The sequence below is a fragment of the Pseudoalteromonas sp. AWH4_217 genome (assembly GCF_056161105.1).
The window spans coordinates 315661-342175 of sequence record NZ_JBSWYM010000002.1 but is presented as its reverse complement, the minus strand read 5'-3'; the positions used below and the strand labels follow the sequence as shown (position 1 = coordinate 342175).

General features: G+C 50.7%; 23 protein-coding genes. 14 read left to right on the top strand and 9 right to left on the bottom strand.

Features of this window, described 5'->3' with window-relative positions; all coding sequences use genetic code 11:
• Positions 1–14 precede the first annotated feature (14 nt).
• A complete protein-coding gene (gene glnE / locus ACXAH1_RS03260; protein WP_475193742.1) occupies positions 15–2810 on the bottom strand; it encodes a bifunctional [glutamate--ammonia ligase]-adenylyl-L-tyrosine phosphorylase/[glutamate--ammonia-ligase] adenylyltransferase in 2796 nt (931 codons plus the stop codon).
• Positions 2811–2881: 71 nt separating this feature from the next.
• Between glnE and ACXAH1_RS03255 the strand changes: the two genes are divergently transcribed.
• The 6 genes from ACXAH1_RS03255 (at position 2882) to ruvX (ending at position 7188) form a co-directional block, all read left to right on the top strand.
• Entirely contained in the window at positions 2882–3775 is an 894-nt protein-coding gene (locus ACXAH1_RS03255) for a DUF350 domain-containing protein (protein ID WP_138544010.1), read from the top strand.
• A 12-nt stretch (positions 3776–3787) separates the two neighbouring features.
• The gene (locus ACXAH1_RS03250) at positions 3788–4270 is read left to right on the top strand and encodes a hypothetical protein (protein WP_054014521.1); all 483 of its coding nucleotides are present in this window, start codon (positions 3788–3790) and stop codon (positions 4268–4270) included.
• Between the two features lie 63 nt (positions 4271–4333).
• A complete protein-coding gene (rsmE, locus tag ACXAH1_RS03245) occupies positions 4334–5068 on the top strand; it encodes a 16S rRNA (uracil(1498)-N(3))-methyltransferase (RefSeq protein ID WP_475193740.1) in 735 nt (244 codons plus the stop codon).
• Between the two features lie 75 nt (positions 5069–5143).
• A complete protein-coding gene (gshB, locus tag ACXAH1_RS03240) occupies positions 5144–6103 on the top strand; it encodes a glutathione synthase (RefSeq protein ID WP_054014519.1) in 960 nt (319 codons plus the stop codon).
• 18 nt (positions 6104–6121) lie between these two features.
• Complete coding sequence (locus tag ACXAH1_RS03235; protein WP_054014518.1) at positions 6122–6679, top strand: YqgE/AlgH family protein; 558 nt, start codon at positions 6122–6124, stop codon at positions 6677–6679.
• A 62-nt stretch (positions 6680–6741) separates the two neighbouring features.
• Entirely contained in the window at positions 6742–7188 is a 447-nt protein-coding gene (ruvX, locus tag ACXAH1_RS03230; protein ID WP_138544015.1) for a Holliday junction resolvase RuvX, read from the top strand.
• On the opposite strand, the gene ACXAH1_RS03225 is transcribed toward ruvX, so the two are convergent.
• From ACXAH1_RS03225 to ACXAH1_RS03215, 3 genes are read right to left on the bottom strand one after another with little or no spacing between them, the layout of a single operon-like run.
• A complete protein-coding gene (locus ACXAH1_RS03225; protein WP_475193737.1) occupies positions 7151–8098 on the bottom strand; it encodes a hypothetical protein in 948 nt (315 codons plus the stop codon). The genes ruvX and ACXAH1_RS03225 overlap by 38 nt on opposite strands.
• Positions 8070–9194 carry a PilT/PilU family type 4a pilus ATPase gene (locus ACXAH1_RS03220; RefSeq protein WP_475193825.1) on the bottom strand — a complete coding sequence of 375 codons (1125 nt, stop codon included), beginning with the start codon at positions 9192–9194 and terminating at the stop codon, positions 8070–8072. Before ACXAH1_RS03220 ends, ACXAH1_RS03225 begins: the two co-directional genes overlap by 29 nt.
• 15 nt (positions 9195–9209) lie before the next feature.
• Positions 9210–10256 (bottom strand): type IV pilus twitching motility protein PilT, encoded by a 1047-nt coding sequence (locus tag ACXAH1_RS03215; RefSeq protein ID WP_475193733.1) that lies wholly within the window; start codon positions 10254–10256, stop codon positions 9210–9212.
• A gap of 29 nt (positions 10257–10285) precedes the next feature.
• Between ACXAH1_RS03215 and ACXAH1_RS03210 the strand changes: the two genes are divergently transcribed.
• From ACXAH1_RS03210 to ACXAH1_RS03180, 7 genes are all read left to right on the top strand, one after another.
• Positions 10286–10969: a YggS family pyridoxal phosphate-dependent enzyme gene (locus ACXAH1_RS03210; protein WP_475193730.1), complete on the top strand. Its 684-nt coding sequence runs from the start codon at positions 10286–10288 to the stop codon at positions 10967–10969.
• Between the two features lie 15 nt (positions 10970–10984).
• Positions 10985–11806, top strand: a complete 822-nt coding sequence (gene proC / locus ACXAH1_RS03205) for a pyrroline-5-carboxylate reductase (RefSeq protein ID WP_475193728.1) — start codon at positions 10985–10987, stop codon at positions 11804–11806.
• A gap of 10 nt (positions 11807–11816) precedes the next feature.
• Positions 11817–12350, top strand: coding sequence for a YggT family protein (locus ACXAH1_RS03200; protein ID WP_475193725.1), 534 nt, complete (start codon positions 11817–11819; stop codon positions 12348–12350).
• Between the two features lie 18 nt (positions 12351–12368).
• A complete protein-coding gene (locus ACXAH1_RS03195) occupies positions 12369–12815 on the top strand; it encodes a DUF4426 domain-containing protein (RefSeq protein WP_054014511.1) in 447 nt (148 codons plus the stop codon).
• 1 nt (position 12816) lies between these two features.
• On the top strand, positions 12817–13410 hold the full coding sequence (rdgB, locus tag ACXAH1_RS03190) for an RdgB/HAM1 family non-canonical purine NTP pyrophosphatase (RefSeq protein WP_475193723.1): 594 nt from the start codon (positions 12817–12819) through the stop codon (positions 13408–13410).
• Positions 13407–14543 (top strand): radical SAM family heme chaperone HemW, encoded by a 1137-nt coding sequence (gene hemW / locus ACXAH1_RS03185; RefSeq protein ID WP_475193720.1) that lies wholly within the window; start codon positions 13407–13409, stop codon positions 14541–14543. Before rdgB ends, hemW begins: the two co-directional genes overlap by 4 nt.
• A 132-nt stretch (positions 14544–14675) precedes the next feature.
• A complete protein-coding gene (locus ACXAH1_RS03180) occupies positions 14676–16514 on the top strand; it encodes a DUF885 domain-containing protein (protein ID WP_475193717.1) in 1839 nt (612 codons plus the stop codon).
• Here ACXAH1_RS03180 and ACXAH1_RS03175 read toward each other — a convergent pair.
• Positions 16511–18331 (bottom strand): sensor histidine kinase, encoded by a 1821-nt coding sequence (locus tag ACXAH1_RS03175; RefSeq protein ID WP_475193715.1) that lies wholly within the window; start codon positions 18329–18331, stop codon positions 16511–16513. The two genes, ACXAH1_RS03180 and ACXAH1_RS03175, sit on opposite strands and share 4 nt — an antisense overlap.
• Before the next feature lie 240 nt (positions 18332–18571).
• Between ACXAH1_RS03175 and ACXAH1_RS03170 the strand changes: the two genes are divergently transcribed.
• Positions 18572–19684 carry a TRAP transporter substrate-binding protein gene (locus ACXAH1_RS03170; protein ID WP_475193712.1) on the top strand — a complete coding sequence of 371 codons (1113 nt, stop codon included), beginning with the start codon at positions 18572–18574 and terminating at the stop codon, positions 19682–19684.
• A 5-nt stretch (positions 19685–19689) separates the two neighbouring features.
• Here the strand turns inward: ACXAH1_RS03170 and ACXAH1_RS03165 are convergent, their stop codons facing one another.
• Genes ACXAH1_RS03165 through ACXAH1_RS03150 form a run of 4 tightly spaced genes read right to left on the bottom strand, consistent with a single transcriptional unit; the run spans position 19690 to position 26373 of the window.
• Positions 19690–22839 carry an efflux RND transporter permease subunit gene (locus ACXAH1_RS03165; RefSeq protein ID WP_475193710.1) on the bottom strand — a complete coding sequence of 1050 codons (3150 nt, stop codon included), beginning with the start codon at positions 22837–22839 and terminating at the stop codon, positions 19690–19692.
• A gap of 15 nt (positions 22840–22854) precedes the next feature.
• A complete protein-coding gene (locus tag ACXAH1_RS03160) occupies positions 22855–24558 on the bottom strand; it encodes an efflux RND transporter periplasmic adaptor subunit (RefSeq protein WP_475193821.1) in 1704 nt (567 codons plus the stop codon).
• Positions 24551–25885 (bottom strand): TolC family protein, encoded by a 1335-nt coding sequence (locus ACXAH1_RS03155; protein WP_475193708.1) that lies wholly within the window; start codon positions 25883–25885, stop codon positions 24551–24553. Before ACXAH1_RS03155 ends, ACXAH1_RS03160 begins: the two co-directional genes overlap by 8 nt.
• Positions 25885–26373 carry a DUF411 domain-containing protein gene (locus tag ACXAH1_RS03150; RefSeq protein WP_475193704.1) on the bottom strand — a complete coding sequence of 163 codons (489 nt, stop codon included), beginning with the start codon at positions 26371–26373 and terminating at the stop codon, positions 25885–25887. Before ACXAH1_RS03150 ends, ACXAH1_RS03155 begins: the two co-directional genes overlap by 1 nt.
• Positions 26374–26515 lie beyond the last annotated feature (142 nt).

Sequence of the window (26515 nt, the reverse complement as noted above, 5' to 3'; positions counted from 1 at the left end):
AACTTTCTCCGGTTTTATCCTAATAGCAACTGCCACGCAGCCCGCACTGCAATAACCAGTTCCGAGACATCCTGCATGGGCACACATCGCCCTGCGGCGTTCAGGCTGTGCAAGTGATACTGATCGCGAAACTCGCAGTAGGCCAGGGTCAGCGCCTTCTGAGTGGCCTCATCTATGACACCCGCGTGATATGCCATTTCGAAAATACGAATATTGTCGGGAAAACGCGCCAATTCAGAGTGCGCATGGCTGTAATTCAAAACCAAATACTGAGCAATAAACTCAATGTCTGTCATACCTCCTACGCCCTGCTTCAGATCGAATTGTGTATCTGTGCTCTTATCCAGATGTCCCCGCATCTTTTCACGCATCTCAACAATGTCCTTGCGAAGTGCGTCACTTTCCCTGCTGTGAGATAAAATTTCGCTACGGATCTCGTTAAACCGAGAGATAAGCTCAGGCTCACCCAACACCATACGCGAGCGTACCAACGCCTGATGCTCCCACGTCCAGGCCTGCTGCTGTTGATACTGATAAAAGCTCTCGATATTGATTGCCAGTAGGCCCGAATTGCCTTCCGGCCGTAAACGCGTGTCCAATTCATACAAGATCCCCGAGTTAGTACGGGTATTGAACAAGTGCATCAGACGCTGTGCCAGCTTTAAGTAGAACTGACGTGAAGAAATGGACTTGTCACCTGTGGTGACACTGTTGCCATCGCGATTATGAACAAACACCAGATCAAGGTCTGAGTTGTACCCCAACTCCAGCCCACCCGCTTTTCCGTAGGCCACGACGGCAAAACCTTTATGTTCAACATCAGCCCCTTCGGGCGCGCCATAGCGAGCCACCATTTGTTGCCAGGCAATATCCACAGCCTTCGCAACAATGGCTTCCGCCAGCGCGGTGAGGTGATCACTCACTTTCATGATATCTAACACACCCGTCGCATCTGCCGCAGCTATACGCAACGCCTGAGTTTGCTTGAACTGACGCAGCGCTTCCATTTGTAATTCGAGATCTTCGCTGTCGATGCGCAAAAAATACTGCTGTACTTCACTGTAATAGGCGCTCAGCGGCAACGGCCGGTAAAGCACCGCCGGATCGATCAGCTCATCCAGCAAAATCGGATAGCGGGCCACCTGCTCTGCTATCCAGACACTGTGCGCACACAATTTAATGAGCTGCTGCAGTGCACCGCGATTTTCAAACAGCAACTCGAGGTAAGCCGTTCGCGACGCAACTTTCAGTATCACCTGCAGTACCCGCTCCAGTATCTCTGCAACCGGTGCCCGGGTAACTTCACTGAGTAGCGCTGGCATCAATTTATCCAGTACATCTCTGCCACGCGTCCCCATTTGTATCTTGCTCAACCCCAAATGAAACGCATCGAGTGATTTTTGCCAGGCTTTACTGACCGCTTCAGGAAGGGGCGATTCCAGATAACTGATATCGCGTTGCTCCCACGCTGAAACAAACTCCGGCGCCAGCGCTTCTCCCAACTCGGGCTCTTCGCCAATGACCTGAGTAAATTCGGCCCTGACTGCCGCCTGGGCCTGTTCCAGTGTGTTCAGTACCTCGCTGTATTGGGTGCATTCAAGCAACACAGCTAGGCGCAACTGATCCTGTTCATTATCCGGCAACGTTTGTGTCTGACTGTCATCAAAAGCCTGTAAATACTGCTCAGTGCGGCGTAGCAAAAGGTACTGCTGAGACAGCACTTCACCTACTTCAGCAGGGATCAAAGACAGGTGCTGAAGTTGCTGCAATGCCGATAACAAAGACGGCGTCTGTAACTCAGGCTCGCGGCCACCGCGGATCATCTGCAATGCCTGCACAATGAACTCCACTTCCCGGATCCCGCCAGCCCCCAGTTTGATGTTGTTTGTCAGCCCTTTGCGTCTTACTTCCTGTGCAATCATATGCTTCATTTTGCGCAAGGATTCAATCACAGAGAAATCAATATAACGACGAAACACAAAGGGACGTATCAGGGTTTTAAACTCATCCCAGTAGTGATTTTTCTCACCCAACAGGCGTGCCTTAAGCATGGCATACCTTTCCCACTCACGGCCCTGATCCTGATAATAGTCTTCCATAGCGGCAAAGCTCATTACCAGCGGTCCGCTATCACCAAAGGGGCGTAAACGCATATCAACCCGAAACACCTGACCATCGGCGGTACACTGGTCCAATGCAGCAATGAGCTTTTGTGCCACTTTGGTATAAAAAACCTGCGCCTCAATGCTGCGGCGGCCGCCTTCAGTCGGTTTTGCAAATGGATAGGTAAAAATCAGGTCGATATCCGAAGAAAAATTCAGCTCACCTCCGCCCAGCTTACCCATCCCCAGCACCAGCATAGGCACTGCTTCTCCCTGCTCATCGCACACCTGTCCATTGCTTTTTGCCACACTGGCGTGTGCCCAGCGGTTTGCCGCATCAATCAGCTTTTCGCTTAACCGTGACTGATAGGCGATACTGTCGTCAATGGGGTTCCCCTCTACCAGGTCGAGCCACATCAGCTTGAGCCAGTAACGCTTACGATATTCCCGCAGCTGTCTGAAGCCGCTGGCTTCATCAAGTTCACAAAGAGGCTCAGACAGTGGCGCTGGACAGGTCCGCAGCCGCATTTGTTCAGCATCAAGCAACCAGTCGATCCACTCGGGATGACGCTGCAAAATACGATAGGCAAAATCACTCAGTGCGAGTAGCCTCAAAACGGCCTGATTATTCGTGTGTTGGGCAAATAGTGCCTGACAACGTTCAAGTGCCAGATGCCCAAGCGCATGGGGCAAGCCACCGAAATCCATAGAAAAATCTCCAGTGCAATTGCAAAAAGCGGTGTTATAGTAAACTTAACTGCCATCACCTTACACTTAGCATGAGTTATTTGTCTTTAGCCAATATCAACTTTTTCGCCATCTTAGTGAGTTTTGTCGTGATTTGTCTGTTCACGGTCGCTTTGCGTTTATATGTTCAGTTCAGCGCCAGACAAATGCTGGAAGACGAACTGGCTAAACGGGATAATTTTGCTTTAGGGATCAGTTATGCCACCCATCTGGCTGTCCTGGTGATTTGTTGTGCCTATGTGTTCAATGACACCGGCATGATGGTGTTACAAGCAGAATCATTTCGCAGCGGCGTTATTTTACTCCTTATTCTGGTCTTTATTTACTTCGGCCAGCATATCCATCGCAAGTGGATCCTCTATCAATTCAATGAAGAGCAGGCAATTTTAAAACAAAATGTCTGTGCCGCTGTGGTCGATTCTGGCATGTTGATTGGCAACACCATTTTAGTCCTTGGGCTGTACCATTGGATCCACCCACAAGGGTTTGGCAACTTACTGGTTGTCACGCTGAGCTTTTTAGTCGTTCAGCTAATGTGTGCACTGGACAGTAAAATTCGCGAGCGCCGCTTTGCCAAATATAACCAGGGTGCTTCTTTGCAACAAAACTTTAATCTGGCCAATACCTCTATCGGGATCCGCTACGCCGGCAAGAGTATTGGACTAGCACTGGCGATTTATGCCGGTTTGCACAGTGCGCCGTATCATGGTGCAAAAGTGGTCGAAAACCTGTTTGTGATTGTCATGCATTGCGGTGTAATGTGGCTGCTTTTGTATGGTATCAGTTACTTATTGTTGCAACTGGCGTTACCCAGAGTAGACATTGGACTGGAAGTGGACCATCAGGACAATATCGGGATTGCCTGTCTGGAGTTTGCTGTTTTCTGCGCAATAGGCTATTTACTTATTAACATGTTCTCAATGTAACCAGGCCTGTTAGTGCGTTTAAACCTAGAAAACTTTTTGCTGGTCGACAGCAACTGGGAGTTCAGCAGAGAGTTTGCTGCGCATCTGAAAGCGCAGCGCCCTGATGTGCCCAGTGAGTTATTGATCGCTGGAGACAACACCAAACAGATGCTGAAAATGATGTTTCAGGAGCAGGTTAAAGATTACTGTTACTGTGACTTTGCAAATGAAATCAGTGTGTCTGAGCTGGCCTCCTACCTGCACGAGCACCATAAAGTCCGTGGCGTGTTGATCTACGCAATTGACTACCACCTCGCCGACGAGACACAGAGGTTTATATTTAATTCATTACATCGTCAACGCATCACCGTCGAGCAAACTGCCCGAGGCTATGTCTATCACCCGCTCAGAGATCCCTTTAATAACAATCACCTGACATGCCACTCCACCGTCTCCGCAACCACCCAGGATACCGTTATCGACTTTGCACAGCATCACACTGACAAAGCCGAATAGGTGCTGGACTCACTGTAAATAACCCCTTACCATTACGGCTATTTAACAGCGGAATAGTCCACCATGCGCATACCTCATATTTACCAGCCTTCCGATCTTGTCGTTGGCCAGACGATTGACCTTGGCGATGATGCTGCCGGGCATGTAGCCCGAGTACTGCGTATGAGCGAAGGGGATAAACTGAGTTTGTTTAATGGTCAGGGCGGAGAGTATCTGGCAACCATCAGCGAAGTCAGCAAAAAGAAAGTCAGGGTCACACCAGAGCAATTTTTTGATAAGCACGTTGAATCTCCGTTGCCCATTCACCTAGGTCAGGGCATCTCCCGGGGTGATAAGATGGACTTTACCATCCAGAAGTCGGTCGAGCTGGGGATCACTGAAATTACCCCTTTGTTTACCACCCGTTGTGGCGTCAAACTCAGCGGAGAACGCCTGGCAAAGAAACATCAGCAATGGCAGAAAATCGCCATCGCAGCTGCGGAACAATCTGGCCGCAACACCATTACCACCATACATCCACCCATTGCAATCGATGAGTGGCTGGCCCAATCCAGCGAGGCACTTAAGCTGACACTTCACCCCAGAGCAGAGCACTCTATCAAAACGCTGCCAACACCTGAGCATGGTATTCGTTTTATCGTCGGCCCTGAAGGAGGCTTTACCGATGAAGAAATGGCTGCAACTGCACAACAGGGGTTTATCGATATTCGCCTCGGTCCACGCGTACTACGCACTGAAACAGCCGCTTTGACCGTACTCAGCGCATTACAACTTGAGTTCGGCGACCTGGCCCTTTAAAACGCCAGTTTTGCCCTCATATCCTAGTCAAACAGTTAGCAGTTGAATTGATTCACTTTATATAAGGTTACCCCGATGGCAGCGAAACTTGGGATCATCTCAGATCCAATCAGTGGCTTTAATATCAAAAAAGATACTGGCTTCGCCATGATGCTGGCAGCACAGGCACGTGGTTATGAGCTTTATTACATGGAAATGCAGGATCTGTACTTGTACCAGGGTGAAGCCCGGGCAACCGCTGCCAAAGCAACCGTGTTTGACAACGAACAGCATTGGTACGAACTGGCAGAGAAAGACGATATCGCGCTGAGCGATCTGGATGTGATCCTGATGCGCAAAGATCCGCCCTTTGATACCGAGTACATTTACGCCACTTATATGTTGGAACGTGCGGAACAAGCCGGCACGCTGGTCATCAACAAGCCACAAAGTTTACGTGATGCCAACGAAAAGCTTTTTACAGCCTGGTTTAGCGAACATACGCCAGACACCTTAGTGACACGCTCAAGTGCGCAGATCCGTGAGTTTCTGACAAAACATGGTGACATCATTCTTAAGCCACTGGATGGCATGGGCGGCGCCTCAATTTTCCGAGTACGCCACGACGACCCGAACATCGGTGTGATCTGTGAAACACTCACCGAGCACGGCAGTCGTTTTGCCATGGCGCAAAATTATGTCCCGGCCATCAAAGACGGCGACAAACGCGTTCTGGTGGTTGACGGTGAGGTCATGCCCTACTGTCTGGCACGCATTCCACAAGGGGGCGAAACACGGGGTAATCTGGCCGCAGGTGGTCGCGGTGAAGCACGTCCTATCAGCGACAGTGACCGCAAAATTGCAGAAGCCGTTGCGCCTGTTTTAAAAGAAAAAGGACTCATTTTTGTTGGCCTGGACATCATAGGTGACAAGCTCACCGAGATTAATGTGACAGCACCAACGTGTGTGAAGGAAATAGAAGCCGCGTATGATATTTCCATCATGGACAAGTTTTTTGATGCCATTGCGGCAAAACTCGACCATACTAAAGAGTAACGAAAAGGGGGTCTCGCTATGCAATCACTCGCAAATCATTTTTTGGTAGCCATGCCAAATTTGCAAGATCCCTTCTTTAAGCACACAGTCACCTACATTTGTGAGCACAACGAAGAAGGCGCAATGGGCTTGGTCGTCAATCACCCCATTAACGTGACTGTGGGTGAGCTGCTCGACCAGATAGAAATAGATAACGATAAATCCAGTCAGGCTGCCAGCCAGTCTGTGTTTGCAGGTGGGCCAGTTCACACTGACCGCGGATTTGTTCTCCACACCCCTAAGCCTGGTTACGCATCGAGTCGTGAGTTGAGTTCAGACATCATGATCACCACCTCAAAAGACGTACTTGCATCGCTGACCTCACATAACTGTCCGGATGCATTTATCATCACACTGGGCTACTCTGGATGGGAACAAGGCCAACTCGAAAAAGAGATCCTGGAAAACTCCTGGCTGATCATTGAAGCAGATCCAGCCATTATTTTTAACACCCCACCGGAAAAGCGCTGGGAAAAAGCCGTCGAAATGCTTGGCATTGATGCCGGACAACTGAGCACCGAGGCCGGTCACGCCTGAGTGCTCACGCAATCGTCACGCTGTATGTGGCGATTTCTGCGCCTAATGTTTGAGAATACACAATGAGTAATAACGAGAAAAAAGCACCCGGCCAGCGTACGGTCATAGGGTTTGATTTTGGTACCCGCAGTATCGGTCTGGCCGTTGGCCAGGAACTAACCGGCACGGCCAGCAGTTTGGGCGCCGTAAAAGCCCGTGATGGCATTCCCGACTGGCAGGATATCGCACCTTATATCGAACAATGGAAGCCTGATTTACTGGTTGTCGGCTTGCCATTAAATATGGACGGGACAAACCAGGATCTGACCTTCCGTGCCAAGAAATTTGCCAACCGTCTGCACAATCAATTCAGGCTTCCTGTAGAAACTCAGGATGAGCGTTTGACAACCGCCGATGCCAAAGCGCGCTTATTTGAACAAGGCGGGTACCGCTCACTGGCGAAAGATAAGATCGATGGCATGTCGGCCATCATCATTCTGGAGAGTTTTTTTGAGGCACAATGGGGTTAAGTACCCGGTAGCGCCTCAGATCAGGTATAAATCCAGCCTGCTGATAGGCCTGGCGGATCCGCCCTTGTGATCTGAGCTGGTTTAACCCGCTTTGCAGTGCCTTAAATGCCCGCTCACCGTCAGGATGCAGCCGCGACACCACAAAATGACGACTGCCATCAAGCTGGACCACTAAGTTTGGATGAGCCACTAACAAAATGTCATTCAGCCTGAACTCATTATTCAGGCTTGGCATCAAAGGCATCAACATAAAGTCCACCCATTGACGATTGACCATTTGCGCCTGAGAGGCCCACACAGGCTCATTCATTAAATGTTTAAGCCCCAAACTGTTTAGTGTGTTCCAGTCAGTTCGCCAGCGGCTGGTTGACACCGCACTGAGCTCACGCAACTCACTTAAGCGGGTCAGGCGTGCAACAGCCAGATTCTCTGGCGCATAAAAAATCCCGGCAAAATACTCTCCCCGTCGGATCACCGCCTCACTGATGAACAGTTTATCGGCCTTAGCCTGCGCATCATCGAGCCAGTAGCTATCAAAACTCAGCAGCAGCTTGCCCTGCTCCAGCAGATTGGAGTGACGAAAACTGACGTTTCCGGGGCGGTAGGTGAAGGTTTTCTTGAAGCCTCCCAGCGCCAGGGCCTGTTGTACCAGCACCATATCCACCACATCCCGGCGGATATAGTCGCCAGAAAACTGGGTGACTTCCAGCGGCGCCCGGCCATTCAGAAACCGCAAATAATCGCTATACACATCATCACGGATATACATGTCTACCGCGTTGTGTGTGTCACTATGTTGCTCGCTGCCCTTCGCCGTTACCGGCACAGACAACATGCTGACAAGTAAACACAGGGCCAGTGTGGCCCCGTGAAACCCGCTGTCAGCGCTTTTTATCGTCCAGGCCGTCAACAGTAACCCCTTGCAAAAAGCCTGCGCCTTGTTGCTCATTGTTCTGTAATTTAATCATCAGACGAAGATCGTTGGGTGAATCGGCATGGTGTAATGCATCGGCATAGTTGATCCTTTGCTGCTTGTATAAATCAAACAATGCCTGATCAAAGGTTTGCATACCCATTTCTTTGGACTTAGACATGGTTTCTTTGATTGAACCAATATCCCCTTTTTTGATCAGCTCCGCAATCATCGGAGAATTAAGTAATACTTCAATGGCAGCTTCACGCCCTTCCCCTTTGGCAGACGGAACCAGCTGCTGCGCGACAATGGCGCGCAGATTCAATGCCAGGTCATATTTCAGCTTATCGTGCTTTTCCTTCGGTACCAGATGCATGATCCGGTCAATCGCCTGGTTGGCATTGTTGGCGTGTAAAGTCGCAACGCACAAGTGGCCAGTCTCCGCAAAGCTTAATGCATACTCCATAGTCTCACGGGAACGGATTTCACCAATCAGGATCACATCCGGCGCCTGACGCAATGAACTTTTTAACGCCGCTTCAAAGCTTTCTGTATCCAGTCCGACTTCTCGCTGAGTGATAATGCTCTTGCGATGCTGGTGGACAAATTCAATGGGGTCTTCGATAGTCAGAATATGACCGCGCTGGTTACGATTACGATAGCCCAGTAAAGCGGCCAATGAGGTTGACTTACCCGTGCCGGTCCCGCCCACAAACAACACCAGGCCACGCTTAGACATAATCACATCAGTCAGAACCGAAGGCAGACCTAAATCGGTTACTTCAGGAATATCCGTTACGATACGGCGGATCACCATGCCCGCACAATCCCGTTGCCAAAATGCAGATACACGGAAACGACCAATCTCGTTCGCCACGGCAAAATTGCACTCTTTTTCGTCGTGAAACAGCTGCTTTTGTTTCTCACTCATCGCCGACTCGACCATAGCCAGCGATGCCTCTGCATCGAGCACATCGTCATCCAGTGCACGTAACTCGCCGTCAATTTTAGCACTCACAGGCAAACCGGCAGACACAAACAAATCTGATGCGCCTTTGTCTTTCATCATTTGCAGGTACTGTTCAAGCTCCATCATGACCTCCCGAGATTAATATGTGGTACCGAATTGACTCTTATCATGGGCTTTCGCCTGCGCATCCTGGTTGGTGATAAGACCACGATTCACCAAATTGGTGAGACACTGATCCATGGTCTGCATACCGTGTATTGCACCAGTCTGAATGGACGAATACATTTGCGCAATTTTGTCTTCACGGATCAGGTTACGAATTGCCGGGATCCCCATCATGATCTCATGAGCGGCTACCCGGCCGCCGCCGACTTTTTTCACCAGGGTTTGCGAAATAACCGCCTGCAATGATTCAGACAGCATAGAGCGCACCATGTCTTTTTCCTCACCAGGGAAAACGTCAATGATACGGTCAATGGTTTTAGGCGCTGAGGTAGTATGCAGTGTGCCGAACACCAGGTGACCGGTTTCTGCGGCAGTCATCGCCAGTCTGATGGTTTCCAAATCACGTAATTCCCCCACCAGGATGACATCCGGGTCCTCACGCAGCGCGCTGCGCAGTGCAGCATTAAAACTGTGCGTGTCACGGTGCACTTCACGCTGATTGATCAGGCTCAACTTGTTGTCGTGGACAAATTCAATCGGATCTTCAATGGTCAGAATATGGTGGTGCTTGTTACTGTTAATGTAATCCACCATCGCAGCCAGCGTTGTTGACTTACCCGACCCGGTAGGGCCCGTGACCAGCACTAAACCACGCGGACAATCCGAAATTTTTCGGAAGATGTCGGGCGCCCCAAGGTCTTCTAATGTTAGCACTGAGCTGGGAATGGTCCGAAACACCGCCGCAGGGCCGCGACTGGCGTTAAACGCATTGACACGAAAACGCGCCAGATTAGGTACTTCAAACGAGAAATCCACCTCAAGATTTTGCTCATAGTCCTTACGCTGGTTATCATTCATAATATCGTAAACGAGGCTGTTAACGTCCTTCGCTTCCAGTGCAGGAATGTTTACCCGGCGTACATCGCCATCGACACGGATCATCGGTGAAACCCCCGACGAAAGGTGTAAATCCGATGCTTTGTGTTGCACACTAAAGGCCAATAATTCAGTAATATCCATCTAAGACTCCACAACGAGCAAATAATAATATGGTTACAATAGCAGAACGGCTGAACAACGCCTATGATCGCATAGCAAAAGCACAGCAAAAGTGTGCCACAGACCAAGAGGTCGCATTACTGGCCGTATCAAAAACTAAACCTGTCGAACTCATTGAGCAAGCATACGCTGCCGGACAACGCCGGTTTGGTGAATCCTATGTTCAGGAAGCCGTAGATAAAGTCCGCCACTTTCAGCAGCAAAAAGACATTGAATGGCATTTTATTGGTCCCATTCAATCTAACAAATCGCGCCAGATTGCAGAACACTTTTCCTGGGTACAGAGTGTCGATCGTCTCAAGATCGCGCGTCGTCTCAATGAGCAAAGACCCAATAATTTGATGCCGATTAATGTTCTGATCCAGGTGAATATCAGTAACGACGAGCAAAAATCAGGATGTGCTCTGGATGAGCTTGATGAACTGGCCGCCTATATCGACGGCGCGCGTCAGCTGGAGCTGCGTGGACTCATGACAATCACAGCGCAAACCGATGATGCCCAACAACAGCTGGAATATTTTAGCCAAATGAAGGCTTGCTTTGATAGACTAAAGACTCAATATCAACAGCTGGATACCTTGTCGATGGGCATGAGTGGCGACCTTGAAATGGCAATTCAGGGTGGTGCAACCATGGTACGCATAGGCACGGACATTTTTGGCAAACGACAATAAGGTGACACACTCCTAATGGCTAATAAAACGATTGCATTTATCGGGACCGGAAACATGAGCTACGCCATCATTGGCGGCATGATAAAAAACGGCTTTGCTCCACAGAGCATCATCGCAACCAATCGCAATGCTGAAAAGCTCGCTAAGGCCCATGCCGATTTCGGGGTGCGTACCGAGCAAGATAACCTAAAAGCAGTTCAACAAGCCGATGTCATTGTACTGTCTGTGAAACCGCAAATGATGGCCGAGCTGTGCCAGACTTTTGTGGACGCCGGGCTGGATATCAGCACTAAGCTGTTTGTCTCTGTCGCGGCAGGGATCACCGTCAAACGCCTCAGAGAAATGCTGGCACAAGACGTTAAGCTTGTGCGCTGCATGCCGAATACCCCGTCACTACTTGGGCGTGGCGTTTCAGGTCTGTTTGCCGCTGATATCAGTGATGAAGAAAAAACCTATATCGAACAGGTATTTTCGTCGACTGGCATCGCCATCTGGCTGGACGAAGAATCACAGATCAATGATGTCATTGCCGTTACGGGCTCTTCACCTGCCTACTTTTTCCTGTTTATGGAAGCCATTGAAGAGAAAGCCATTGCGCTGGGCTTTTCACCGCAACAAGCGCGCGCACTGGTGCAACAAACCGCACTGGGCGCTGCTGAGATGGCGCTTTCTCAGCAAGACATCAGTATTGCGCAATTGCGTGCTAACGTTACTTCCAAAGGCGGCACGACCCACGCAGCCGTTGAACATTTAAAAGCAAACCAGTTACCACAAACCGTGGCCGATGCCATGGATGCCTGTATTGCACGGGCAGAAGAAATGGAACAACAAATCTAGAGGACACACAATGAACGCCATGCAATTTTTGGTAGGGATTATTTTTGACCTGTTTTTGATGGTCGTACTGTTGCGTTTTTGGCTACAATTAGTCAAAGCGGATTTTTATAACCCGCTGAGTCAGGCCGTGATCAAAGCGACATCGTTTGCCGTGAACCCATTGCGTAAACTGATCCCGGGGTTAGGCGGTTTAGATCTGGCCTCATTGGTGTTGGCGCTGCTGGTCGGCTTTGCCAAAATGTCGGTGCTGATGCTGATGTTTGGCGGCTACTGGGACGCTATGCAGGCAGCCATCTCTGGTGCCCTGACAGTCCTTAAAGAGGCATTCTCTCTGGTGTTCTGGGTGTTAGTTATCCGTATCATTCTTAGCTGGGTGGCTCAGGGCTACAACCCGATTGCTGCGGTATTCAGCCAGCTTACTGAACCTATGCTGCGCCCAATTCGTAAAATTATTCCACCGCTGGGCGGCTTCGATTTGTCGGTCCTGGTGGTAATAATTGGCATACAGTTTTTACAACTTTTAATGATGGATCTGCTTCGTTAAGCATTCGGAGTCGTAACAATGAAACCCTTTTTGACACTTATTTCAATGCTGGCCATGCTGCTTTTAGCTCAGCCAGCACAGGCTTCCAATCCACAAGGAGGCCAATACAAACAACTCGGCGACTGGCAGGTACACTATATCGCCTTCCCGTCGACCTTTATTCAGCCAAATATTGCCAGCGCATATGGGTTAACCCGGAGCAACAGCAAGGCCATCATTAATATTTCCGTCCTGGCTGATGATGCCAACAACACAGCGCAGCGCGCCACGCTCACCGGTCAGGCGCGCAACCTGATCGGCAACAAAACCACCTTAACATTTAAAGAAGTGGTTGAAGGCGATGCGGTATACTATCTCGCGCAGATGGATGTGGATCACGAAGACACCTATCGCTTCGAAGTCACCATCCAGCAGGGTAACACGCGCCACGTGCTTAAATTTCAGCAAAAGTTTTATGTAGATTAATATGACCAGACAAATCGTTCTCGCCACAGGTAATCCGGGCAAAGTCGCCGAGCTTGGCAGCATGCTTAAAGATTTGAATATCGAAATCCTGCCGCAAAGCCAGTTTAACGTGGGTGATGTCGCAGAAACCGGCACTACCTTTGTGGAAAATGCCATTATTAAAGCCCGTCATGCAGCCAAAATCACGGGCTTGCCTGCCATTGCGGATGACTCCGGCCTTGAAGTTGATGCCCTCAAGGGGGCACCAGGTGTATACTCAGCCCGCTATGCTGGTGCAGATGCCAGCGATCAGGACAATATCGATAAACTGCTTGAAGCAATGACGGGCGTTACAGAGCGGACAGCACGATTCTGGTGCGTACTGGTTTACATGCGCCACGCCGATGACCCTACGCCAGTCATTTGTCAGGCCAGCTGGGAGGGGCGCATTACCGACGATCAGCAAGGTTTACAGGGCTTCGGCTATGACCCGGTTTTCTGGGTTGAACAAATGCACTGTACCTCAGCTCAGTTGAGCAAAGAAGAGAAAAATGCCCGCAGTCATCGCGGCCAGGCATTACAGCAACTGCTGGCGCATTTTAAAGGTCAGCTGTGAAACTTCCGCCGTTAAGTTTGTACATTCACGTGCCCTGGTGCGTGCAAAAGTGTCCTTATTGCGACTTTAACAGCCATGGCCAAAAAGGCGAGATCCCGGAGCAGGAATATATTCAGCACCTGCTTGCGGACTTGCGAGCCGACCTGCCGCTGGTACAGGGCCGTAAGCTCCACAGTATCTTTATTGGTGGGGGAACACCCAGCCTGCTCAGTGGCGCAGCTTATACTCAGCTACTGGGTGAAATTGCAGCCTTGATTGGCTTTGCTGATGACATAGAAATCACCCTGGAAGCTAACCCGGGTACGGTGGAAACGGATCGCTTTAAACACTATGTTGCCGCTGGTATTAACCGCATCTCTATCGGCGTGCAGAGCTTGCAAGCAGATAAGTTAAAAGCGCTGGGCCGTATTCATGGCGAACAAGAAGCACGACATGCCGCCTTTGAAGCCCATGATGCCGGGCTTAATAGCTTTAATATGGATCTGATGCATGGTCTGCCGGATCAGTCCGTTGCAGATGCACTAAGCGATCTACAACAAGTCATAGACCTGAACCCACCGCATTTATCCTGGTATCAGCTCACCATAGAACCCAATACCCAATTTGCTTCTAAGCCACCCACCTTGCCTCAGGATGATATTTTGTGGGATATCCAGGAGCAAGGTCAGGCTTTACTGGCCAAACACGGCTATCAGCAATACGAAATCTCTGGTTATGCCAAGACCGGTTTCCAGTGTCGACATAACCTGAATTACTGGCGATTCGGCGATTATCTGGGTATCGGGTGTGGGGCCCATGGCAAAATCACACTACCAGATAGCAACGAGATAGTGCGAACCGTTAAGGTCAAGCACCCGCGCGGCTACATGGATCTCACTAAGCCCTATTTATACGAGAGCTGGCAGGTAGAACCCGCCGATCGCCCGTTTGAGTTCTTTATGAACTGTTTTCGCTTACAGGCACCCTGCGCAAAACAGGATTTTTGCGATTATACCGGCTTATCACTGAGCGATATTGAACCCGCGATTACCAGGGCGATTGAGCAAGAACTGCTAATAGATCAGGGCGATTCATGGTTGGTAACAATTAAGGGCCACAGATATCTGAATGACCTGCTAGAATTGTTCGTCTGATACCTGCTCTTAGGATAAGATTGGGCTGGTAAGCTTACCGGTGGATGGAAATACACCTGCCGGAGACAATTTTTGTTGGTGACAGTGCACCAACACCCGAATCCAAGTGGAACACAATAAAAAAGGTAACCCATGCGTAAAATGACACTCCTTGCCGCAGCCGTGGCAGCAGCGCTCCTCTCAGGTTGTCAGCAAACTGCAGAGCAACCAACTAACACCGCTAAGGCGGACGTAACACAACAAGTGGTACAAAGCGAAGTAGAAAAGGCCAATGCCTTTTTTGATGAAGTTTTTATGCGCGGCGTAATGCGCAGCCCGGTTTACCAAACTTACCTGGGTATTAAGCAAGACTACGACAAATGGGACGATGAATCAGAAGCACGTCAACTTGAAGATCTTCAGTTGGCTAAAAAAGATCTGATTGCCCTGCAAGCCTTCGACCGCAGCAAACTGGATGCACAGACTCAGGTCAGCTACGACCTATTTAAACAGAACCTGGAAAATCAAATTGCCGACTACCAGTGGCGTTTCCATAACTATCCTGTTAACCAGATGTACGGCACGCACTCTATGCTACCGGCATTCTTGATCAACCAGCACCAAATCACCGACGTTAAAGATGCCCAAGCCTATATCTCACGTCTGAATGGCATACCAGCAGTGTTTGAGCAACTGGTTAAGAACCTTGAGATCCGTGCCGACAAAGGCATTATTGCCCCTAAGTTTGTCTTCCCTCACGTGATTGACTCAAGCAAGAACATCATTAAAGGTGCGCCATTCGTTGCAGGTGAAGACTCAACTTTACTGGCTGACTTTAAACGTAAAGTCAACAAGCTGGACATTGCAGACAACGAAAAACAAGCACTGATTGGAGAGGCCACAGAAGCGCTTAAAACGGCTGTTAAGCCAGCTTACAGCATGTTGATTGGTTACTTACAGCAGCTTGAAAAACGTGCCGATACCCGTGATGGTGCCTGGAAGTTCCCTGATGGAGAGAAGTACTTCAACAACGCCCTGGCACGTACCACCACCACGGACTTAACCGCCGCAGAAATCCACAAAATTGGCTTGTCTGAGGTTGCACGTATTCATGATGAAATGCGTGAAATCAAAGAAAAAGTTGGTTTCAAGGGCGATCTAAAAGCCTTTATGCAGTTCATGCGTACCGACAAGCAGTTCTACCTGCCTAATACAGAAGAAGGCAAAGCCAAGTACCTGGCAGACGCGACAGCCATGATCGACAACCTGAAAGGTCGTCTTGACGAGCTGTTCATCGTCAAGCCAAAAGCCGACATGATAGTCAAACGCGTAGAAGCTTTCCGTGAAAAGTCAGCGGGTAAAGCCTTCTATCAGCAACCAGCTCCTGATGGCTCACGCCCGGGTGTTTACTATGCAAACCTGTATGACATGGAAGCTATGCCAACCTATCAGATGGAAGCACTGGCTTACCACGAAGGTATTCCTGGCCACCACATGCAAATCGCCATTGCAATGGAACTGGAAAACATGCCTAAGTTCCGTAAGTTTGGCCGCTATACCGCTTACACTGAAGGCTGGGGACTGTACTCTGAGCTGGTACCAAAAGAAATGGGCCTGTATGAAGACCCGTATTCAGACTTTGGCCGCTTAGCGATGGAACTATGGCGTGCTTGTCGCCTGGTCGTAGACACAGGTATCCACGCAATGAAGTGGACGCGTCAGGAAGGTATTGATTACTATGTAAACAATACGCCAAACGCGAAGTCAGACGCTGTGAAAATGGTAGAGCGCCACATCGTGATCCCATCTCAGGCGACGGCTTACAAGATTGGTATGCTGAAAATTGTTGAACTACGTGAAGCTGCTAAGAAAGAGCTGGGCGACAAGTTCGATATCCGTCAGTTCCACGATGTAGTACTGAAAAGTGGCCCAGTCCCACTGAACGTGCTAGAGCAGTTCGTGAACGAATGGGTTGCCAGCAAAAAAGCCTAATCACATGGCTCTGGCGATACCATCTTAAACGCGGTATTTGCCAGAATAATGTGTAAGCAAGCCCCGCCATGTGCGGGGCTTTGTATTTTAATCTCTCCGCCAAGCTTTTGTGTCACCAGATTGTAGATAATACTCAGCCCCAAACCTGTGCCGCCCGAATGACGTTTTGACGTGACAAAAGGTTCAAAAATCACAGGCAGCAGCTCCTTATCAATGCCCAGCCCATCGTCTTTGAAATAGAAGTGCACATAGTCATTCACGATATGCGCCGAGACAATGATGGTCAGCTGCCTGTCCGGATGTTTACCATGCAAAATACTGTTATTCAGGCTATATCCGATGATCTGATTAAACACATTGGGATAGCTGCTGAGGATCAGATTATCCGGTATTTCAACTTCAATTTTATACTCCTCCTCTGGCAGTTCGCTGCGATAACAGTCAAACACCCCTTCCACCAGAGTTTTCAGATCAAACTCCATTTCCGTATCGTAATGTTGCTGTGCCGATACCTTTTTAAAGTCGTCGATAAGCGAGGCTGTACGATGCAGGTTGTTTTCCAATAAAAAAAGGGCCGACTCAGCCTCCCCGATAAGATTGGTCAGCGTGGTTTTCTTCAGCTGTCCACTATCTAAATCGCGACGCATATTCTCAACCTGCGCTTTAAGATGCGACTGACTGGTAATGGCAATGCCCAGTGGGGTGTTTAGCTCATGGGCAAAGCCACTGACCATATTACTCAGACTGGCCATTTTGGCCTCTTCAATCAGCCGCTGCTGGGCTGCGCTGAGCCGGGCCATCAGCGTTTCAATAAAGTCAAGCAGTTCATCCAGATGGTGACCTATCTGCGCTATTTCATCCTCACTTTTGAGGTTTACCCGTAAAGAAAAGTCTTCATGCTTAGCGACCCTGACGAGCACTCTGCCAATGGCCATAACCTGCTCGGATACACGACTGTTAAGATAATACAAAAGAAACAGACTAAAACCGCTACTAAGTACAATGGATAGCAAGCTGATCAGGATCAGCTGTTGCTGCTCCTCCTGATACGCACTGAAAAGCTGTTTGGCCACAATTGTAAAATGGCCGCGTATCGCCAGTTTCAGCTCTCCTAACTCACCACGTAAGCCCTGATTATGATCCAGCCCCTGTTTTTGCAGCACATTGGTATAGACAACGAAACCATTCTGATAATGCTCCAGCGTTAACAGAAATGCCTCTGCACGATCTGGAAACTGTGTTCGGATACGATTTTTGGCTTGCAAGATCAGATCGCCATGCTGATTGAGATAGCTTCTGTCGAGCCGGAGCAAAAAGTCTTTTTCCCGTCGCCTCAATTCCAGGAGTAAGAGCTCCAATTGCGGATCTTGTGCCTCTTTGGCCAGCGCCTGTAAGGCATGCGCTTTACTGCGGAACTCACCATACACGCCATCGTCTTTATCGTAGCCCAGCAGCGCCTGCATAGAGGCCAGCTGCTCATACAATTCGGCGAATTGGTTAACCTGCTCATCGAGTTTAAACAACAGCTCAAGGTGTTGATGCTCAGTCACCAGTAAAGCAACCAGCTCATTGAAGCTATCCCGATATGCATAGCGATAGTCATCAATAGAGAGCAACGATGCTTTCTGCCTTTCAATCACAAACCGCTCTTCCTGATCCAGTAACCGCTGGATCTGGGTTTGTAATTTAAATAAATGATCGTTGAGCTGCTTGCTGTGATCCAACTCCCGATAGAGAAACCAACTCACGGTAGCAATAATCAACGCCGCACCAATGGCGGCCACTTTGAATAACAAAAGTGACTGTTTTAACTGCACAAATAAGTTCCCGACCTGCCCCTAGTCTTCCTAAGCTTAGACAACATAATCGCGTTCGGCGAGCATTGCCCAAGACTTTGCATCATTCGCTTTTGGTTAAAAATATCGTCTTGTCCAGAGCGCAGCTCGCGATGGATGTCCATGGCCCGTTTTTCATTTCATCTATAGCGGTCTAGACTTACATACTAGTAGTTCATTCAGACCTGATGCAGTTGGGTTGCAGTTACTTAGAGTGAGGACATGAGCAGCTTAAGTAAACCCAAGAATCCATTGTCTCCCAGCAGGCGCACTTTCTTGCGCCAGAGTGCCGCTTTGCTGCCTCTACTGGGAACGCAACTACAAGCAAAGCAACCAGACTGCACTGGAGCACGCTATCGCTTGGTCTTTGCTTCCCCCTATAATAGCGAACTGTGGCTCTCTTCACCTCATATGCACCAGCAACTGAAACACAATATTGAAGATTTCTCTAATGGCAAAATTTGTGTGGAGATCCGCGATAAAGGCCTGCAAGGCGTTGGCCATGAGCTGGCTGTCCAGGTGTCCCGAGGCGCGATTCAGGGCGCACTGCTGAGTGTGTCTAACCTGTCACCTATCGTACCCAAACTGGATATACTCAATATCCCCTTTTGGGCTGCCCAGTCTCAGCCCTATCTGAATCTCATCACATCAAAATTATGGCAGCAGCAGATCACCGATCAGATCCGTGCTCAGAGCGAGATTGCAATCTTGCTCTATCATCTGCCCGGCGCCAGAACCCTGACCTCCACACGCCAGTACGGCAAACTGCTGAAAACGCCCAGTGATATCATTGATGTGATCTTTCGTGTGCCCGCCAGTCAGGTACTCAGACAGTTTTATCAACTCTGTGGCACCACACCTGTTCAGGTGGCCTGGAAAAAAGCAGCCATGCTGGCAGCGAGTAAACGTTTCGATGCCCTGGATCCATCGGTAACCGGGTTATATAACGGCCCAAACGGGTTAAACCGTCACATCGGGGCCGTTTCTTTGATCAACTCGGTGCAAGACGGCTGGGTATCGGTGATTAACCAGCATTGGCTCAAGTCGCTGCCTCGTAAGCTCCGCATCGCCGTTTGGGAAGGGGCGGAGAAAACCTTCACTCAGCACCTGCCGATGGCCCGTCAGGCTGCGCTTTACTGCCAACGTGGCTTGCTTAGAAATGGCGCGACCATTTATTACCCCAGTGCCGATGAAATGGCTGCCTGGCAGGAGATTGGTGGTTATCAGCGCCGGGAATGGCACGCCACTAAAGTGGAGCTGCTTGGGAAGGTCAGTGCCTTTGATGCCTTTGTCGCGGCCACTCAGGTCAATAACGGTCCGACTTTCCCAACCTAGTCTCGTTAGCGAGCCTCCTGCATTTGCGCATTAAAGCGTTGCAGCGTGGGCTTTTTCATCAGGCTATAACACACCGGCAATACCAATAGCGCTAACACCAGTGCGCTTACCATGCCGCCTACCATAGGGGCCGCAATCCGACTCATAATTTCAGAGCCGGTGCCTGTGCCATACAAAATGGGCAGCAAACCAATAATGATAGTCGCGACGGTCATCATTACCGGCCTTACCCGCAGTGCAGCGCCATGCAGTAGGGCGTCAATGTATTGCGACTCGCTCACCGGCAATTGGCGGGCACTGGCCTCGCTTTGCAAGCCTTTAAACGCCTGTTCCAGATACACCAGCATGATCACCCCAATCTCAACCGCTACTCCGGCCAGCGCAATAAAGCCAACCCCAACCGCAACAGAGAAGTTAAAACCTTGCAGATACATCAACCACAGGCCGCCCACGGTGGCCATAGGCAAAGTCAGCAGGATCAGCACTACTTCGCCAAAACGACGGAAGTTGAGATACAGCAGCAACATGATGATCGCCAAAGTTAACGGCAGTACATAACTGAGCTTTTCTTGTGCCCGGATCATATATTCGTACTGTCCGGCCCAATTTAAAGAGTATCCGGCGGGTAAATCCAGTTCCTCGGCCACCACATTACGCGCCTGCTCGACATAACTGCCCAGGTCAACGCCGTCAATATCGACAAAGGTCCAGCCATTGATGCGGGCGTTCTCACTTTTGATCCCCGGCGCACCACTTTCCACGTACACATCGGCTACATCTCCAAGCGCAATGCGCAGACCCGTGGGCGTCACTATCGGCAAGCGCGCCAGTTGCTCAGGCGAGCTACGATAGTCCTGCGGATAACGTAAATTAACCGGGTAACGTTCCTGCCCTTCCACAGTTTGCGTGACATTCATACCACCAATGGCGGTGGCCACCACCTGCTGTACGTCGGCAATGTTCAACCCGAAACGACTGGCCTGCTCGCGGCGAATATCCACTTTAATATAACGCCCGCCCGCAACCCGCTCGGAGTATACTGACGCCGTACCCGGCACCGTATTCAGAATGGTTTCGAGGCGCTGACCAAGCGATTCAATGACAGTCAGATCCGGACCTGCAATCTTCACCCCGACCGGCGTTTTGATCCCCGTGGCGAGCATATCGATACGGGTTTTGATGGGCATCACCCAGGCATTACTGACACCCGGTAGTTTCACCAAACGGTCCAGTTCGTCTTTGAGCTTATCTGTGGTCATTCCCTCACGCCATTCGCTGCGTGGCTTAAGCTGAATAAAGGTTTCAATCATGGTCAGCGGCGCGGGATCGGTGGCCGATTCGGCGCGGCCGACTTTACCAAACACATTTTCGACTTCCGGCACAGTCTTAATTAGCTTGTCTGTTTGCTGCAACAGCTCACGTGCTTTACCGATGGAGATCCCCGGATAAGCGGTGGGCATATACATAAGATCGCCCTCATCCAGTGGTGGAATAAATTCGCTGCCGATTTTATTCAGCGGATAAAAGCCCACCACAGTCAGCGCGACCGCTGCCAGCAGCGTGATTTTGGGGAAGCGCATCACCTGACGCAGCAGCGGCATATAAGCGGCGATTAACAAGCGATTAAGCGGGTTCTTACGCTCTGGCGTGACTTTGCCGCGAATAAAGTAACCCATCAGCACAGGCACCAGCGTAATCGCCAGCCCGGCAGCCGCCGCCATGGCATAGGTTTTCGTGTATGCCAGCGGCGCAAACATACGCCCTTCCTGCGCTTCGAGAATAAACACCGGCAGGAATGATACTGTAATGATCAGCAAGCTAAAGAACAGGGCTGGACCCACTTCCGTGGCGGCTTTTGCCACAACCTGCCAGCGGTTGTCATCGGTCAGCGGGGTCTTTTCCATGTGCTTGTGGAGGTTTTCTATCATCACGATTGCCCCATCGGTCATCGCACCGATGGCAATGGCAATCCCGCCAAGCGACATGATGTTGGCATTTATTCCCTGCAAATACATGACAATAAAGGCCACCAGGATCCCCAGGGGCAAGGTTATCACCGCCACCAGCGAAGAACGCAGGTGGAACAAAAAGGCGACGCAGATCATAGCCACTACCAGCAGCTCTTCAAGTAACTTTTGCCATAGATTATCAACCGCCCGCTCAATCAGCTGACTGCGGTCATACACTGTAACCACCTCAACGCCCTCAGGTAAGGAAGCCTTTAACTCATCCAGTCGAGTCTTCACTCCGGCAATGGTCTGCTGTGCATTTTCACCAAAACGCATGACCACCACGCCACCGACCACTTCACCTTCACCGTTAAGCTCAGCAATGCCGCGTCGCATTTGCGGGCCTATGGTTATTTGCGCGACATCACCCAAGGTCAGTGCGGTGCCCTGCTCGTTGAGGCCCAGCGGTATCTGGGCAATGTCGGTTACCGAACGAATATATCCGGTGGCCGTCACCATATATTCGGCTTCTGCCATCTCGATGACTGACGCACCGGTTTCCTGGTTACCCCGTTGCAGCGCCTGCTGAATATGACTCAGGGGCAGGTTATAGGCGCGCAGTTTATCGGGATCAACCTGCACCTGATATTGCTTAACCATACCACCCACAGAAGCCACTTCGGAGACCCCGGGCACCGTCTGTAACTCGTATTTTAAGAACCAGTCCTGAAGACTACGTAACTGGCTGATGTCATGCTTACCTGAGCGGTCCGTCAGGGCATAAATGTACACCCAGCCCACCCCGGTGGCGTCCGGTCCGAGTTGCGGTTTGGCAGTCGGTGGCAGTAAGTTGGCCGCCTGGCTAAGATACTCCAGTACCCGGCTGCGCGCCCAGTAGAGATCCGTGTCATCATCAAAGATCACATACACATAGGAATCGCCATAAAAGGAATATCCGCGCACTGTGGTTGCGCCGGGAACCGACAACATGGCGGTGGTCAGCGGGAAGGTGACCTGATCCTGGACCACCTGCGGCGACTGGCCCGGATAACTGGTTTTGACTATGACCTGCACATCCGATAAATCCGGAATGGCATCGACCGGCGTTTGCTTCAGTGCAAACAGGCCGCCTGCCACCAGCATCAGCGTGCTCAGCAGGACCAGTACGCGATTGTGCAAAGACCAGGTTATGATTGCTGCTATCATGATAATACTCCCGGCTTAGTGATGCGCATGTTCAGACATGGCTGAGTCTTGCTCGCTGTGCTGCATCTGGGTCACAACAAAGTCATCCCCCACCTCAAAGGTAAAGGTTATCTGATCGCCAACAGTAAACGCACTCAGGTCAATATCCTCGGCTATCACAAAGTCCATGGTGGCCGCTGCTCGCCCCCATTTTTCAATGGCACCACGGTGGATAGTAACGATACGAGAGGCGGCATCTACTGCCTTGATATAGCCGTCCACGGTCGCTGTTGGTAAGGTCGGTTCAGCCATGATATGAATGGTGGTGATTTCATACCCGGCATCCGTTTTGGAAACCTCAAAATGCAGCGACTGGCCGGTTTTTAGCGCACTGCTGTCGAGCGTCTCGGCAAGTTGAAAGTCCATGGTCATTTCGGGCCATTCCCATTCGGGCACGGCATCATGGGTTAAGTTGATCACGTCCGATTGCGCCTCATAGTGGTTTACAGTGCCGGCCATCCAGACCTGAGTCGGTTTTGCATCCGCACTCATACGCTTAAAGTCAGAGCTTTTGCTGGACTCCGAATCAATCAGGAAGTGAGCCGAGGTGACGACCTGGTCGTCCTGCTGAAGTCCTTCGAGGATCTCAGTGCTTTGCAGCCCTACTCGGCCCAAAGTAACGGCCACAGATTTAAAGCGCCCTTCGCCCAACGCCACAACAACCCTATCCTGCTTACCGGTGCGGATCACCGCCTCGCTCGGCACCTGCATGGCTTGTGCTTTACTGCCGGCCTGAATTTGCACCTGAGCAAACATATTGGGTTTCAGTTTCCCTGCTGCATTGTCAAACTTCAAACGTACCCGCAGGGTCCGGGTGGTTTCATTAAGAGTTGGATAAACATAATCTACATTGCCCTGCCAGCGCGCACCGGGCAGATAATCCAGCGTCATGGTAACGGGCTGACCGGCTTTGACCAGCGCGGTATCGCGCTCGAATACTTCGGCTTCTACCCAGACCTGATCCAGCTGGGCAATGCTCATCAGGGTATTACCCGGATTGACATAAAACCCTTCGCGGATCTTCAGCTCGGCTATCACGCCGCTTTGGCGGGCATAGAAGGTGATGGTCTGACGCACCTGACGCTGCGCCTCTAAACTGGCGATAAAATCGGACGACAATTGCAGCGCCATTAAACGCTCGCGTGCCGCTTTGATCAGGGTGGCATTGTTACGATTTAGCGCAATCAAAAATTCTTCCTGCGCATTCACCAGTTGCGGCGAATAGAGCGAATACAAAGGCTGCCCCTGCTCCACCGGCTCGCCGGCCGCTTTGATGTACAGGGTTTCAACCCAGCCATCGACGCGCGGGTGAATGTGTACCAATTTGTCTTCATCATATTGTACGTAACCGACCGTCGAAATCGTGCTGTGCATCGGCCCCACCTCAACCGCAGCGGTTCTCACGCCCAGGTTGTTCACCACTTCAGGGGATATCGTAACGGCGCCCGCCACCTGTTCTTCACTTTCGGCATAAACAGGCACCAGATCCATGCCCATGGGCGACTTACCGGGTTTATCACGGCGATAATTACTGTCCATTGGCGCTACCCAGTAGAGCGGCTGGTTGCTATCGGCCTCTGCATCAGCGGTGTGAGAGGGTGTGGCGGTCAGCGTCATCAGGGCATAGCTCAGCGCGCCCCCTGATAAGCCAGCTAGCAATAGTTTCAGCGTATTATTCATCATTCACTCCTGGCTGATAGGTGGTGAGGTAATAGTTCAGTCTGGCAACGGTTTTAAGGGCATCGACGTCAATTTGTTTGGCCGCGACTCTGGCATTGAGCTCGGCAATACGGGCACGTACAACCTCGGCAAAATCGCCGTTATCATTGGTGTAGGCGGTGAGCGCAGCTTCTGCTTGCTCATGTGTTTGTTGCAGCAACTGATCTCGATACAAGATCTGACGCTCAGCAAGGCGCCTCAGCTGGCTCGCCTCTTTTTCAACCTGACCGGACAGCTCACGCAGCAATAGTAGTTTATCGGTTTTGATGGCTTCACGCTTTGACTGAGCTGAGTTCAGCCATTGGTCCTGGCGGTTGTCCGTAAATAAAGGCACATCCAGCGTCACCCCCAGCGAAAAGAAGTCGGCGCGACTGCTGCCATCTGGCATATCACTGCGATATCCATAGCTGGCATTCACGCCCCACTGCGGCTTATATTGCTGGCGAGCAATCGCAACCCCTTTGCCAGCGGCCTCAATACGTACATCTTGCGCCAGCACCACCGGATGGCTGGTAAGCCGTGCCAGTAGTCGCTCTGCATCCGGCTTGCCCTGCACAAAAATAGCCGGGACAGCCACTTTTAGCTGAGGCAAGGTTTCTGGCAAATTGATATCAGACCAGGCGATATGCGCCTGAGCGCCTCGTAGCCAGGCCAGCAGCTGTGCACGCGCAGACTCCCGTTTTTGGTATTCAACACTGAGACGGTCGTCGAGCTGTACCAACTCCAGCTGCGCGCGGATCACATCCTGCTGACGGGTCCGCCCGACCACATTGGCATAACTGGCTTTACTGACATCGACCAGTTGTTCAAACAGGGCTTTGTCCTGCTCAATCAAAGCAATGGTACGCTCGGCCAGATAAGTATCGAGCCATAGCTGACTGACTTGTGCCCGTATTTGCGCAACCCGGTCGGCGCGCAGCAGCGGGTACTCTTCACTGGCAATCTGTAGCTGTTCACGTTTAAGTGCCAGCTCATCGCCACGGCCAAACTGTTGGCTCACGCCCACCTTAAGCTGGGTCATTGCCTCGCGGTCGTGTTGCCAGCCATCCACCGGCAGATTCATCATAGACAAGGACACTTTGGGATCGGGTAGCGTACCGGCGGCAAGACCTTGCGCATAGGTGGCTTGCTGCTGATGGTGGTGTTTTTGCAATAAAGGATCCTGAGCAATTGCCTGCTCTATGGCTTGTTGTAAAGGCAAACTGGCAGAGGCCTGCACTGAGCTGGTTGCCATTATCAGTGCGCCCAACAGCGCGCAACGGGCTGTTGCAGGAATTAAAAACGACATCAAAACTGCTCCTCATAGGTATCGATTTGCGCATAAACCTGATGGCTGCCATCTTTCATCAGCAGTAAGATCTGGTATGGCATAAAGCGCTCATCCACTTCCATGCCAGGCGAACCCAGTGGCATGGCAGGCACACTCAGCCCAATGGCATCCGCTTTAGGGTTGGCCAGAAACTGCTGAATAAACTTAGCCGGGACATGCCCTTCAAATACCCAGCCGTCATGGCTGAGCGCGGTATGACAAGAGCGGTAACGCGGTGCAATACCGTGACGTGATTTAAGCGCACTTAAAGACGCCAGCTCCCTGCCCTGCGCCGCAACGCCTTGCGCCAACAGGTGCGACAGCCACTTTTTACAGCAGCCACAGGTTGGCGTTTTATAGACAGTTAACGCCTGTAACGGGCCCGGCTGAGCCTGGCTGTTCAGGCTCAGCAGCGTGAACAAACAGGCGCTCAGAAATAGACCATATTTATTGGTAGTAAAAGACACAATTTGCCTCCGTCTTCTTCCTGCGCGATAAAACGACGAGCGCAGGCAAGGATTATGTAAACATCACACTGCAAAACGCAGTGAAATCATAATAAGCAGTTGGATTGACAGGTCAGGCGCCGAATCTCAGACGCACTTCACC